This window comes from Micromonospora sp. CA-259024 (assembly GCF_050936255.1).
In the GTDB taxonomy this organism is placed as follows: Bacteria; Actinomycetota; Actinomycetes; order Mycobacteriales; family Micromonosporaceae; genus Micromonospora.
This window is the reverse complement of sequence record NZ_JBNJND010000001.1, coordinates 655,420-669,314: the sequence shown is the minus strand read 5'-3', so window position 1 is coordinate 669,314 and position 13,895 is coordinate 655,420. Positions and strand designations below refer to the sequence as shown.

Below are 13,895 nucleotides of genomic sequence, written 5' to 3'. Positions count from 1 at the left end.
ACTTGGGAGCGACAGATGGACGCACTCCTGTCCCGCGTAATCGAGGCCCACGGCGGGCTCGACCGCTGGAAGACGTTTTCCACCCTCACCGCGCGGATCACCTACGGCGGCCCGTTCTGGGAGTTCAAGGGCCACCCCGAGTTCGTCGGCACCGAACTGGTCGAGGCGAACCTCCAGGATGAGCGCATCCGGCACGTCCAGGAGTCGACCGGCCGGACGACCGAGTTCGACCTCAAGGCCAACCGGGTCACCGTCACCGGCCCGGACGGCACGGTGATCGAGCAGCTGGACGACCCGCGCGCCACCTTCGCCGGGTACACCCCGGAAACCCCGTGGAGCCTGGCCCAGATCGCCTACTTCCGCAGCTACGCCACCTGGCACTACCTGGTCGAGCCGTACGTGTTCACCTGGCCGGGAGTGGAGGCGCACGAGGTCGAACCGTGGATCGAGAACGGCGAGACGTGGCGGGTGCTCAGCGTGACCTTCCCCGAGTCGATCCACACCCACAACACCACCCAGCTGTACTACTTCGACGACGCCGGCCTGCTGCGCCGGATGGACTACCAGCCGGACGTGAACGGCCGCACCCCGGTCGCGCACTACATCCGGGCACACCAGACCGTGGACGGCATCCCGGTCAGCAGCAAGCGGCACATCCACACCCGCAACGAGGACCGCACCCCGGACCTGTCCTGGCTGCCGATCGAACTCGACCTCAGCGACATCACGATCCGCTGACCTCGGATGCTGCTCCGGCCTTCCGGAGTACACGTTCGACGGGGACGCCTCGCGCCGGGCGGGAGCACAACCCGCTCCCGCCCGGCGCGAGGCTCAGGCGACCGCGCAGGTCAGCCCGTTGAGCGTGAACCCGGCCGGCCTCGGGTTGGTACCGGTGTGCGTACCGTTGAAACCAAAGCTGACCGACGCGCCCGGCACGTGCCGTTCCAGGACAGTTTCTAAGCTTCCGCGGCGAGCGGATGCTCCTCGGCAGTCAGGCCAGCCAGAGCCACCGCGACCTCGTGCAGACTTGCCCTCACATAGGTAGCCGTCGAGCCGCTCGCGCTGCCGCCGTCGGTATGGCCGGCGTAGGCACGGGCGACGGCATGACCGTAGGTGCGCTCCACCCACGTCAGGGTGGTGTGTCGCCGCCAATGGGTGCTGATCTGCTGGGTGTGAACCCACCGCAGGTGCTGTCCGACCCGGGCCCACAGATGGTCGTAGCGCCGGGAGGTCAGCGGTCGACCATCGCGGTAGCGCAGCAGGCTGCCGTTGCTGTCACTGTCAGCCCGCTCGGCGTGATGGGCGAGCAGATGACGCATCAGCAAAGGTTCACAACCATTGGAGTAGCGCGGCGATGGTGACGGTGGCCTGGAATGACGTTGCTGTCTTGTCGTAGCGGGTCGCCACGCTGCGGCACTGCTTGAGCCGGTTGAAGCACCGCTCGACAACGTTGCGCCGCTTGTAGAGCTGCTTGTCGAACACCGGTGGCCGGCCGCCACGGCTGCCGCGCCGGCGGCGGTTGGCCCGCTGGTCCGCGCGCTCAGGGATCGTGTGCCCGGTACCGCGCCGGCGCAGGTGGTTCCGGATGACCTTCGCGCTGTAGCCCTTGTCGGCGATGACATGATCCGGGCGGACCCGACGCCGCCCGGGTCCCGACCGCTCGACACGGATCGCGCCCACGACCTGAGTGAAGCGGGTGCAGTCGTTGACGTTGCCGCCGGACAGCACGAACGCCAGGGTGCGACCCAGGCCGTCACAGGCGAGGTGAATCTTGGTGGTCAGTCCACCTCGACTTCGACCGAGGGCGTGATCTTGTGGTTCGTCCGATTCGTAGGTCCCCCGTTAGCGCCAGCGGCATGCTGGTGTGCTCGAACGATCGTGGAGTCCACCGACACCAACCAGTCGATGTCCCCAGCCGCGTCCGCGTCGGCCTGGACCTCGGCGAGCATCCGCTCGAACATGCCATCAAAGGGCCCACCTGCGGAAACGGGTATAGATCGACTGCCAGGACCCGTAGCGGGCCGGCACATCCCGCCACGCCGCCCCGGCCCGGATCTTCCACACGATCCCGTTGAGCACCCGCCGCTCATCGGCACGCGGCCGACCACCCGTCACCGCCGACGGCTGATACCTCGACAGCGCTTCCCACTCGACGTCAGACACTCGTAGCGACGACCCACGCACCACATCATCCGACACCAAGATCCTTTGAAGACACTGCCTAGGAAACCACGGCGAGGGCGGCCAGACGGGACGCGGCCGCGCTCGGCTTGCGGCCGCGGTAGGTCGCGACGCTGACGACGGCCTCGAGCGCGGCGTCCACGATGTCTATCCAGTGCAGGCCGCTGTCACCCTCGACCGAGTATCGGGGCAGGAAACCCACGCCCAACCCGTTGCGGACCAGAGCCGTGGCATCGTTGACGTCCGAAGTTTCGATCTGGATGTTCCGCCATAGGCCGCGGCGCCGGAACTCGCCGTCGATGAGGGTTCGGGTCCCGAACCCCGTGCGGTAGTCGACGAAGCGTTCCGAGACGGTGTCGGCCAGCCGCATCCGGGTTCGGTCTGCGAGCGGGTGACCTGCCGGAACGACCAGCCCCATGGGCGAGCTGGCCAGCATGGCGACGTTCAGGTCGGGATAGTCTTCCGGTTTGGCGCTGAGGAAGGCCAGGTCGAGGTCGCCGGCGCGAAGGCCCTCGGCCAGCCCTGCGGTGCCGGTCGCGGCCGGCGCCAGGTGCATGGTGACACCGAGGTGGTCGGCGTGGAACCGACCGAGCAGGCGTGGGACGTCGAACAGGGTCACGTTGGTCATGTAACCGATGCGAAGCGTTCCGGAGAGGCCGCCGCCTACCGCGTCCACGGTCTCACGGGCATCTCGGAAGGCGTCCAGGATTGCCATCGCCTTCGGCAGCAGGGCGTGGCCCGCGGCCGTCAGGCGCACTCGCCGGGTCGTCCGGTCGAACAACCGCTCGTTCAGGTCGGACTCGAGTGCGGCGACCGTCGCGGAGACTGCGGACTGCACCAGATGCAAGTCGACGGCGGCGCGGGTGAAAGTTCCCGCCAGCGCCACGGCAACGAAAACCTCCAGATGTCGCCTGTCCATCATTTATCTCCATCTCCGATCGGAGCAATCGAATTATATCGTGGCAAACGATTGCTGTTGGCAGGACGGTTGTGCACGTGGCAACTGCTCAGATAACCCCGACGGGCCGGAGTGTCACCCACGGTGTCGGGTTCTGGATCGCCGCAGTCATGTTCCTGGTCGTCATGGCATACAGCACCGTGCCGACGCCGCTCTGGTCGCTGTACCAGGAACGCGATGGCTTCTCGACGCTCGCGATCACATTCGCATTCGCGGCGTACGCGGTCGGTGTGGTGATCAGCCTCTTCCTCGCGGGGCATCTCGGCGACATCTACGGACGGCGACGCATTCTGCTGATCGCCATCGCGCTCGAGATCGCCTCGGCCGGCATCTTCTTGCTTTGGCCTGCCCTGCCCGGCCTGATCCTGGCGAGGGTGGTCTCCGGACTCGGCATCGGCATTTTGACCGCCACGATCACGGCGCACATCCTCGACCTGCATTCGACTGCGCGACCCGGCGCCGACCTCACGCGGGGCCAGGTGGTGGCGACGGCGGCCAACCTCGGTGGTTTCGGCGCGGGTGCCCTGGTGTCCGGGACGCTCGCTCAGTGGATCACTGCGCCGCTCGTCACCCCGTACATCGCCTTCCTCGTTCTTCTCGTGCTTGCCCTCATCGGGGTGGCTCTCGTGCCGGAGACCGCGACCCCTCCGGAATTACGTCCGAAATACCGTCCGCAGCGCGTCCGCGTCCCGGACAGCGCGCGCGGAACCTTCTTGCTGGCCGGCGGGATGACCTTCGCCGCCTTCGCGGTGCTGGGCCTGCTCACCTCGCTGGTGCCGGGCTTCGTCTCCGGACAGCTGCACATCACCTCAAGGTTTACGAGTGATCTCGTTGTGTTCGCGACCTTCGCCGCCGCCGTGCTCGCCCAGATCGCCGTACGGTCGCTCAGCGTGCGCGCCCAGGTCCCGATCGGGACGGTCTTGCCGGTCGTGGGCATCGCCGTGGTTACGGGGGTCGTGGTGCAGGTCGGCGCCCTCAAGTGGTTCTTCGCCGGTGGCATCCTGACCGGCGCCGGTGGTGGCCCCTTGTTCAAGGCAGCCCCGGCGGTGGCCGGTTCGCTGGCCGACGCCAGTCATCGCGGTGAGGTACTCGCCGGCATCTTCCTGATCGGCTACATCGGACTTACCTTGCCGGTGGTCGGCATCGGTGTAGCGACCTTGGCGGTCTCACTCACCACGGCCCTCATCGGCTTCACCGTCGTCACCGTCGCGATCGCCCTGTGCACCGCGATCCCGCTGCTGATCCGAATGCCGGGCGGATCGCGGATGGGTACGGCATCCTTGAATTGAGCAGTCCTCCTTTCATTTGAAAATCGTCCTCGACCACGTGCGGGCCGAAATAGGCCGACAAAGTGATCGGTTGAGGCACCGAAGTCGCGCTGCCGCGCGACGTCCCTACCCACCATCCCCTTCATCACAGGAGAATTTCGTGGCTGACACCACTGTCCCGTCAACACCGCCTCGTGGCCGTCGCTACGTCATCCGCGGCGGCACGGTCTTGTCCATGAACCCCGCCGCGGGCGATTTCGAAACCGCCGATGTTCTTGTCGAGGGCAAAAGCATCGTCGCGATCGGCCCCGAGCTGGACACCGGCGACGCGGAGGTGATCGACGCCCGCGGACGGATCGTTGTGCCCGGGTTCGTCGACACGCACCACCATTTGTTCGAGACCGCGTTGCGCTCCTTCTTGCCCGACGCGCTGCTGTTCAACGACGGATCCGGTACGCCGAGCGCCGACCCCTCGTACTTCGAGTACGTGTTGCAGAAGTTCTCGCCTGCCTACCGCCCGCAGGACGTGTATATCAACTCGTTGTTCGGCGGGCTGTCTCAGCTCGACGCCGGTGTCACGACCGTTCTCGACGTCTCGCAGATCCATCACTCGCCCGAGCACACCGACGCGGCGATTCAGGCTCTGGTCGATACAGGGCGCCGCTCGGCGTTCGGTTACTTCGAGGGCGACGGCCGCGCTGGAGCGGCTTATCCGGACGACGCGTATCGAGTCCGCAACGAGTGGTTCTCCTCGGATGACCAGTTGGTGACGATGGTCATGGGCGGCGAGATGTATCTCGGCGACGACGTGCTCACGCGGTCCTGGACCATCGCCCGCGCCCTGGACCTGCCGATCGCGGCACACCTCATCGGAAGCTCCGGGGGGAGTTCGCTCTTCGACGCGCTGGTGCGCGGCGAGGGCGGGGCGAACGTCAGGCTGGGCCCGGACGTGCTGCTCTTTCACATGACCGGGATGAGTGATTTCGCCTGGAAGGCAGTCCGGGACGCCGGCGTGAAGGTCTCCCTGGCCGTGCCCGTCGAGATGGTTATGCGGCACGGCACACCGCCATTGCTGAAGATGCAGGAACTGGGCATGGAGCCGTCGCTGAGCTCCGACGTCGAAACCACGATGACCGCCGATCCGTTCACGCTCATGCGTAGTGCTATGACCGTGCAGCGCATGCTCGTCAATCAAGCCGTTCTCGACCAGGCGGGCAACCAGCCCGCTACGCCTCCGCTGTTGGGCACCCGCGACGTGCTGCGATTCGCCACTGTCAACGGTGCCGACCACCTGAGCCTCGGCCACCGGACAGGCTCTCTGACGGTTGGCAAGGAAGCCGACATCGTCCTGCTCAACGCCACCGCGCTCAACGTCGCGCCGGTCAACAACGCGCCCGGCGCTGTGGTATCGCTGATGGACCGTACCAACGTGGAAACGGTGATCGTGGCCGGCAAGATCCGTAAGTGGAAGGGACAGTTGCTCGACGCCGACCTGGACCGGCTCGGCCACGAACTTGAGGAGTCACGCGACTATCTCTTCCGGGCCGCGGGCGTACGCCGGAACCTTCTCGGCTGAGACTGGATGGGCGGCGGAGGCAGGCCGCGCTCCGAAATCGTGTGAGCGTTGCCCCGGCGAGGTGCAGCCACTCGTCGAAATCATGGAGGTTCAGCATGCGGTGCTCGACACCGGGCTGCAGAACCTGGTCGACGCCGCCCGTCGACGGGGGTCCTCCGGTACCAACGATGCGGGCGCTGGTGTCGTATGCCGAGAGTAGGTGGACCTGACGCCCGTCGGCCAGGCGGGCACCACGGACGAGCTTCCCGTCGACCGCGATGACCAGGCGCCACCGCCGCCCGCCCAATAAGAACCGCGCCGTCCGGGCCCGCAGCCACCGCGCGAGGACCTGCGACAGCACCTCGGCGTCGATGCGAATCAGCAGCCGCCACACCATCGTGGCCGCGGGTATCCGGTCGGTGAACCCGACCCGTCCCCAGGCCGGCCGGTCCAGATCCCGCACCCAGTCACTGACCGCGGCGAACGTGCACGCCCCGGCCTGCACCGCGCACACCGCGACACCGCCGTGCGGTCGAGGCAGGTCCACGGGCGGCGGTACGGCACCCGACCCCCGGTCCGGGTGACGAGCGTCATCCCATGTTTCGTGGGCGAGCGTCGTAATGTTGCTGACACATCAGCATATCGAAGAGGTAATCGTGTCATCTGCCAATACCCACCGCCTTGAGTTCGGCACGCTCGTCACACCGGTGAGCACGTCGCCCGAGACGCCGGTGGAACTCGCTCGGCACAGCGAGGCGCTCGGATTCGACCTCGTCACCTTCGCCGGGATCTCGGGCCAGCCGACACACCTGGACACCTGGACGCTGCTCTCCTGGATCGCCGGCCGGACCGAACGGATCCGCCTTGCCGCGAACCTGATCAGCGGACCGCCGCAGTACCCGACGGTGCTCGCCCAATCCGCAGCCAGCCTGGATCTGCTCTCCGGCGGACGGCTGGCACTCGCTCTCAGCGCCGCCAACCAGGCGGTCGTCGTCGCGCCGGCTGGCCCGCGGCTCAACCCGCTCGGCGCGATCGACGCGCTCGGCGAGTCGGTCGACGTCATCCGCGCCGTGCTCGCCGCCGGCGAGCCAGGACCGGTGCACTACGCCGGCCGGCACCTGCGGCTCGACGGGGCACCGCGCGGCCCGCTGCCGGCGCACGAGATCCCGATCTGGCTCGGCGGCACCGCCCCTCGACTCCTGCGGCTGGTCGCCGCAAAGGCCGACGGGTGGCTCACCACGCTCGGCCCAAACGGGCCGGACGACCTCCGGAAGGGCAACAGAATCATCGACGAGGCGGCCAGGAAGGCGGGTCGTGACCCGGCGGGGATCCGGAGGCTGGTGACCATCTCCGGTGAATTCTCCGGCACCCGTCAAGGCTTCCTGCACGGGCCGGCCGCCGGCTGGGTCGAGGACCTGCTACCACTGGTTGTCGCCGACGGCATCCGCACCATCGTCCTGGCCAGCGACGACGTGGAGGCAATGGCACGGTTCGCCGGGGAGGTGGCGCCGGCGCTGCGGGCGGCGGCCGAGCAGACGCTCCCGGCCCCATCGCGCGGCCCGCGGCGCGGCGCGGCGGCCCGCGCCCAGCGGCGTCCGGGCATCGCCTACGACGAGGTGCCGGATTCGCTCGCCGACACGGCCGTGGAGCCCGGTGACCCGGGGTACGCCGGGGTCAGGTCGAACTTTTTCCGCGGCGGGGCGCCCGGCCTGGTCCTGCGACCGCGTACCCCCGCCGAGGTCGCCGAGGCGCTCGCCTACGCCCGGGCGCATCGGGAGGTGCCGCTCGGTATCCGCAGCGGTGGGCATGGCCTGCGCGGCCGGTCCACCAACGACGGTGGGATCGTGGTCGACGTCGGCCGGATGAACGAGATTGAGGTGCTGGACAAGGCGACGCGCCGGGTCCGCCTCGGCCCCGGCGCGCGGTGGATGCACGTCGCCGCCGCGCTCGAACCGTACGGCTGGGCACTCACCTCCGGTGATCACGGCGGGGTAGCCGTCGGCGGCCTCGCCACCGCCGGCGGCGTCGGCTGGCTGGCGCGCAAACACGGACTGACCATCGACCACCTGCGCGCGGTCGAACTGGTCCTCGCCGACGGCACCCCGGTGCGGGCCAGCGAGACCGAACACCCGGACCTCTTCTGGGCGGTACGCGGCGCCGGAGCGGCCTTCGGAGTCGCCACCGCCTTCGAGTTCGAGGTGGACGAAATCGGTGACGTCGGCTGGGCGACCTTCACGCTCGACGCCAGCGGCCCGGCCGAGGTCATCACCCGCTGGGGCGCCTTCGTCGAGGCGTCCCCCCGTGACGTGACCAGCGCGCTCGTCCTGGGACCGGGGCAGCCCGTGGCACAGGTGTCCGCGCTGGTCGACTCGGCGGACCCCGACACGATCGTCCGTCACCTGCAGCCGATCGCCGACATCGCACCCGGTTACGACCAGCGGGTCGTCATCACGCCCTATGCCTCGGTGCTGGCCAACGCGAGCGACGGCCCGCACCACGGCCACGGCGAACCGGTCATACGGTCCGGCCTCTTCACCCACCTCACGCCCGAGGTCGCCCGGGCTGCCGCCCGCCTGCTAAACAGCGGTGCCGTCTTCTACTTCCACATCCGTGCGGTCGGCGGGGCCGTCAACGACATCGACGCGGACGCCACCGCTTGGAGCAACCGCACCGCGAACTTCCACCTGGCCGTGCTCGGCCGGAGCCAGAAACGACTGAACGAGGTCTGGGACGCCGTCATGGCCGAGCATCAGGACGGCAACTACCTCAACTTCGAGGTCGACGGGCGTCCAGAACGGCTCGCCGAGGCATACGCGCCCACGACCCTGGCCCGGCTGCGCGAGCTGAAGACGCGGTACGACCCGGACAACCTCTTCGACGACAACGTCACCCTGACCCCCTGACACCACTTTAAGGACGGCGTCATGACCGACTACGGGCACGACCTGATGTTCGGCATCTTCACCACACCCACCGTGCAACCAGTCCGGCACGCCGTGGACCTGGCGGTGCTCGCCGATCGTGTCGGGCTGGACCTGGTCACCTTCCAGGACCATCCGTACCAGCCGAGTTTCCACGACACCTGGACGTTGCTGAGCTACGTGGCCGCGCGTACCGACCGGGTCCATCTCAGCGCGAACGTGCTCAACCTGCCGCTGCGGCACCCGGCGGTGGTGGCCCGGAGCGCAGCGAGTCTCGATGTGCTCAGTGGTGGCCGGTTCGAACTCGGCATCGGCGCGGGGGTGCTCTGGGACGGAATCGCGGCGATGGGCGGCCGGCGGCTTTCCCCCGGCCAGGCGATCACGGCGCTCGATGAGGCCATCCACCTCATCCGCGAACTCTGGGCGGTCGACAAGCCGGGCCGGGTACGCCTTGAGGGCCAGCACTACCGGCTCGACGGTGCTGGGCGCGGACCCGCCCCCGCCCACCCCGTCAACGTCTGGGTCGGCGCATACCAGCCGCGGATGCTGCGGCTGACCGGCCGGCTCGCCGACGGCTGGCTGCCCAGCCTCACGTACCTGCCGGGCGGGACGGCCGACATCGCCGGCATGAACGAGCAGATCGACGCGAGCGCGACGGCGGCTGGCCGGAACCCGGCCGAGGTTCGGCGGATGCTCAACGTCTCCGGGCGGTTCGCGCCGACCGGTCGTGGACAGTTCGACGGCCCGCCCGCGCAGTGGGCGGAAGAACTCGCCAGCCTGACCCTGAAGGACGGGGTCAGCACGTTCATCCTGGCCGCCGACGACCCCGCCACGGTGGAGATCTTCGCTGCGGAGGTAGCCCCGGCCGCCCGTGAACTGGTCGCCGCGGAGCGGAACACCGTCCAGCCTTGACGGTCGCTCCGCTCGTGGTGGCGGCCACTGACGAACGGGTCGGCAGAATGTTTTGCGCCGGTCCCGAGATGTTACAACCGCTGGCCAGCCGACCCACCGCCCGATTCCGGATAGGGCAGGTCGGCGTACCCGGCAGCGGCTGCCACCCGTTCGGCGATGGCGGTGAGTTGGGCCATCTCGTCGGGGTCGAGCAGGTCGATCAGGACCCTGCGGATGATCTCGACGTGTCCGGGCGCGGCGGCGGCGACGGCCTCGTAACCCTGGTCGGTCAGCCGCACCATCGTGCCCCGGGCATCCTCCGGGCAGTCGGACCGGGTCACCAGGCCCCGCTGCTCCATCCGGCGGAGCTGGTGGGCGATCCGGCTGCGGTCCCAGCCAAGCCACCTGGCCAGGTCCCGTACGCGCAGGGTCCGCCCCTCAGCTTCGGAGAGTGGAACGAGCACCTCGTATTCGGGACGGGAGACCCCGGCCGCACCGAACTGCCGGTCGGCGGCGACCTCCACCGCACGCTGCATCCGGAGGTACGCCCGCCAGGTCCGCCGTTCCTGCGGGTTCAGCCAGCGCGGTTCGGTCATACCTGGCAGCCTACCTCGGACTTGCTGACGCATCAGCCTTCCGGGCGAGCCCCGCTGGCGTACCAGCCCTCTGAGTGCTGCCCGGGTGTCAACGGGCATCCCGCGCTGCTGACCGCGAAGCCGACGACGAACGAACGTAGTTCCGAAGAACAGATCTTGGCGATTGTCCAAGGACTCGATGGACTGCTAGGACTTCTACGCCGAGCCGACCCGAGCGACAATGCGGAGATCCACTCCCGGCTCGGACTCCAGCTCACCTACCGCCCAGGCGCACAAACACCGATCGCCGAGGTGACGACCTCGGCGATTGACGGTGTGAATAATGTGTGTCCGGAAGCCAACACCAGAGAGACAAGAAGACGGTGACCACCAGAGATGATCACCGTGTGATTAATACGTGTCCGAGGGGGGGCGACACGACCCTTTGCCCCACCGCCGATCACCGATTTGTCTTTTCGAAGGAAAGGGGTAGTGCGGTAGTCGAGCTAGAAGCCATTCCGCGGATCGCACATCAATAATTCAGCCCCCGATCTGAGGAATTTACCCTATTAGCGCCCGCTCCGCGACGGGCTCCGGCTGACTTTGGTAGGCGAAAACTCACCGCCATGCCCACCCCGATGCCGATGAAGCCCGTCGCCATCCAGACATTTTCCCATGCAGCGGCGAGCAGGTTGGATCGCTTGTACTGGTCGGGTTGTTGTTGCTGTAGGCGTAGCCATGCAGCGATTGTGGCTCGGTCAGGACCATGATCGGGTCGATCGAGGTGAAGCGCCCGAGTGATGGGTCGTACTCCCGGGCGCCGAGGTGAGTGGTGCCGGTGCTGTCGACGGTGCCTCCGACGAAGCCTTTGTCAAAGCTGCTAGGCCAGGCTGTCGGTGCGGTGCCGCGTGTGCCGCCGAACGGCAGGCTACGCCGGCGGGCGACCGAGAGGTCGCTGGCGTTCACCGTGGCCTCGGCGGTTCCGTAGTCATCGGCAACGACCCAGCTCAGTTGACCATTGTTCGAGAGTCTCTGGAGCGACGAGCATCACGACTGGATCGCCTACGCATCCCATGAGGGAACCGTGGCATTCGGCGGCGCGCTCTCCACCGGGCTCGTGACAACCTGGCCTGAGGTCGACAGCTGGCGATGGCCAGGCTGGCAGGGACGCGGCCATGGATAACCCATGCCATCCTGCAGGAAGCCGCGCGCTGCACTCATCTCGCCATGAGCGGATGCCGGAATCGCGTGCTGGCGCCAGCTCGGTATCAGGAGCTGATAATCCGGTGGCAACCAGAGTGGCCCAGATGAGGGAGGAGGGCGGACTCGCCGTCGTAGGGGCGTCCGCAGAGTGGCGCTATCCACAGCTTATATCGGCCCCGGACGGCTGTCATTCGGGTGATCAGCCCTGTTGAGCTGTGGTTTCGCAGGCATACCGTCGCTGCTTGTGATTGACGACGATCCTTGGACGACGCTCCGAACGACCGCCGACACCTCGACAACTGACGGCCACATCGGTGCCTCCAGGGTGGTCTACATCCCCGGCGACCTCTGGCTGGACGGTCCGGCCGGAGACCCGGTGGCGAGGGGCTTGGCGGGCAATCCAGCGGCACCGCTCGACGTGCTGATGCGCCTGCTTGACGACCACGCCCACGCCGTTCCCGCGGCGTTCCGGCGACGCGTCGACCTGCCGTCTGTGGTCGTCGCGGCGGCGATGCGTCACCCCCTGGCCCGGGTACGCGGGGCACTCGCCGTCAACCGCCACATCGACTCTGCGCTCCGGCTTCGTCTGCTGGACGACCCCGAACGTCGCGTTGCCGCGCTCGTCCGTGAGGATCGAAACCTGGCCTTGCCGAACCGCGCGTTCATGCCGGTGCTGGACCGACTCGTCGAGCAGTTCCGACGTGACCTCATGACGTTGACCGAGCTGCGCGGTGAGGTGATCGAGGTGGCGGTGCGGGACCGGCGTGCGGTACGGGCTGTCGCCACCCACCCGGAGCCCCTTGTGCGCGCTGCGGCGGTCGAACTGCTCGACGGCCTGGACACAACGTCCCGTGAGGAGCTGCGGCAAGCCTTACTGCACGACGACGTTCCGGAGGTGCGCACGACGACCGCCCATTTCTACGCCGAGCGGGATCGGATGCAGGAGCTGGCGGACCTGCCTGTCAACGGGTATGCGTACCGAGAGCTGTTGGGCAGCCTGCGGCTCTCACCCGCGCTGATCGAGCATGTGCTCTCCGCCGAAGACGGGACGGCGGGCGTCGACGCGATGGCAACCAACCCCAACCTGCCGCCGAACGTGGTCGATGCGTTGTTCAACCATCCATCGGCGGATGTCCGGTGCGGCCTCGCCCAGCGCGACGACCTGACCGGCCCGCAGTTGGCATGGCTCGCCGCGGACCCGGACGTGTCGGTGCGAACAGCAGTCTCCGTCCATCCCGCGCTCACCGAGCAGCAGCGTGCCGCGGTCGACATCGACGTGACCACGGCACCGTGGAACCGGTGGACCGGCCTGTGCTGGCACGTGCAATGGACGTTGCTGCCTGAACCGCTGCCGCCACTGGCGGACTCGGTACAGCTCGCCACATCGGTGAACCCACTACTGCGCCGACGAGCCGCGGTCGACCCGAGGTTGCCGGCCGAGATCGTCGCCGCGCTCTCTGACGACCCCGAACCCGGCGTGCGATCCCTCCTCGCCCATCACCATCCGAACCATCCGACCGCGCCACCCGAACTGCTCCTGCGAGTGTTCCGCGAAGACGAGTACCGTCGATGCGACCGCTATCGGCTGCTGGCCCTGCCAAACTTCCCGACGGCGGCGCTAGCCCGGTTCGCCGACGACCAAGATCCGGCGGTCCGGCGGCTCGTCGCCCGCGACCCGCAGGCAGAACCTCCGCTCATCGACCAGCTCACCCGCGACCCCGACCCCGCGGTACGGCGGGCAATGGCGGCATGCCCCCAACTACCGGTGGACCGGATCGTCGACCTGCTCAACGACGCCGAATTAGCCGAGTCCGCAGCGAGGAACCCGGCCCTGCCGGTCGACGTGATGCGCAAGCGAATCGCCTCGTCCTCGCCCTCACTAGGAAAGCGCTAATGGTCGATCGGTACACCACCTGCACTCATCTCGACCATGTGCGGACGTCGCCCCGACTTAATAACCGGGAGCACCTTGGCTGACATCTTCGGATCCGCCGAAGTGGTCGTCACAGCGGATGCGCTGGTTAGGGGGGCGCTGTTGCTGTCGTCGGATCTCGTACCAGGACCCGGCTTGTAACTGCATCAGCCGCCGTTGTGCGCCGGTGGGAGGGACTGCGGCGTACGCGGTGTCGCTAACCGGTTCGAGCCAGTGGACGACGTCGTGCTGGTCGTCTGCTTCGTTGATGCCGAGGGGTGGACCAACCCGGACACCCGCAAGGTTCGTCCGGCAGCCGTCGTGCGGTGGTTCAGGCGCGCTGCCCGCGGGGTGGTAGTACGACATGTCAGCTACCAGGTCCATGCGCTACTCCGCCGGGGACTGCCTTCCCTCGGTGTTGCCGCATCGTA

The 13,895-nt window shown here is 67.9% G+C and carries 11 protein-coding genes and 1 pseudogene; 6 read left to right on the top strand and 6 right to left on the bottom strand.

Going from position 1 to position 13,895, the window contains the following annotated elements:
• Positions 1-15 precede the first annotated feature (15 nt).
• The gene (locus tag ACQEUX_RS02970) at positions 16-738 is read left to right on the top strand and encodes a hypothetical protein (RefSeq protein ID WP_433040688.1); all 723 of its coding nucleotides are present in this window, start codon (positions 16-18) and stop codon (positions 736-738) included.
• Between the two features lie 93 nt (positions 739-831).
• Here ACQEUX_RS02970 and ACQEUX_RS02965 read toward each other — a convergent pair whose 3' ends face one another.
• From ACQEUX_RS02965 to ACQEUX_RS02950, 4 genes and pseudogenes are all read right to left on the bottom strand, one after another.
• Entirely contained in the window at positions 832-936 is a 105-nt protein-coding gene (locus tag ACQEUX_RS02965; RefSeq protein WP_433040685.1) for a cellulose binding domain-containing protein, read from the bottom strand.
• Between the two features lie 20 nt (positions 937-956).
• Positions 957-1,319 carry a hypothetical protein gene (locus tag ACQEUX_RS02960; RefSeq protein ID WP_433040682.1) on the bottom strand — a complete coding sequence of 121 codons (363 nt, stop codon included), beginning with the start codon at positions 1,317-1,319 and terminating at the stop codon, positions 957-959.
• Positions 1,320-1,329: 10 nt separating this feature from the next.
• Positions 1,330-2,163, bottom strand: a pseudogene (locus ACQEUX_RS02955) (IS5 family transposase).
• A 58-nt stretch (positions 2,164-2,221) separates the two neighbouring features.
• Positions 2,222-3,100, bottom strand: coding sequence for a LysR family transcriptional regulator (locus tag ACQEUX_RS02950; RefSeq protein WP_433040679.1), 879 nt, complete (start codon positions 3,098-3,100; stop codon positions 2,222-2,224).
• Positions 3,101-3,177: 77 nt separating this feature from the next.
• Here ACQEUX_RS02950 and ACQEUX_RS02945 point away from each other — a divergent pair, with 77 nt between their 5' ends.
• The 4 genes from ACQEUX_RS02945 (at position 3,178) to ACQEUX_RS02930 (ending at position 9,795) form a co-directional block, all read left to right on the top strand.
• Positions 3,178-4,428, top strand: coding sequence for an MFS transporter (locus ACQEUX_RS02945; protein WP_433040676.1), 1,251 nt, complete (start codon positions 3,178-3,180; stop codon positions 4,426-4,428).
• 139 nt (positions 4,429-4,567) lie between these two features.
• A complete protein-coding gene (locus ACQEUX_RS02940) occupies positions 4,568-5,983 on the top strand; it encodes an amidohydrolase family protein (RefSeq protein WP_433040673.1) in 1,416 nt (471 codons plus the stop codon).
• A gap of 635 nt (positions 5,984-6,618) precedes the next feature.
• Positions 6,619-8,865: an LLM class flavin-dependent oxidoreductase gene (locus ACQEUX_RS02935; protein ID WP_433040670.1), complete on the top strand. Its 2,247-nt coding sequence runs from the start codon at positions 6,619-6,621 to the stop codon at positions 8,863-8,865.
• Between the two features lie 21 nt (positions 8,866-8,886).
• Entirely contained in the window at positions 8,887-9,795 is a 909-nt protein-coding gene (locus tag ACQEUX_RS02930; protein WP_433040667.1) for an LLM class flavin-dependent oxidoreductase, read from the top strand.
• Positions 9,796-9,866: 71 nt separating this feature from the next.
• Here the strand turns inward: ACQEUX_RS02930 and ACQEUX_RS02925 are convergent, their stop codons facing one another.
• Complete coding sequence (locus tag ACQEUX_RS02925; protein WP_433040664.1) at positions 9,867-10,370, bottom strand: MarR family winged helix-turn-helix transcriptional regulator; 504 nt, start codon at positions 10,368-10,370, stop codon at positions 9,867-9,869.
• A gap of 597 nt (positions 10,371-10,967) precedes the next feature.
• The gene (locus ACQEUX_RS02920; RefSeq protein WP_433040661.1) at positions 10,968-11,315 is read right to left on the bottom strand and encodes an RHS repeat-associated core domain-containing protein; all 348 of its coding nucleotides are present in this window, start codon (positions 11,313-11,315) and stop codon (positions 10,968-10,970) included.
• A gap of 481 nt (positions 11,316-11,796) precedes the next feature.
• Between ACQEUX_RS02920 and ACQEUX_RS02915 the strand changes: the two genes are divergently transcribed.
• Complete coding sequence (locus tag ACQEUX_RS02915; protein WP_433040658.1) at positions 11,797-13,446, top strand: hypothetical protein; 1,650 nt, start codon at positions 11,797-11,799, stop codon at positions 13,444-13,446.
• Positions 13,447-13,895: the final 449 nt, after the last annotated feature.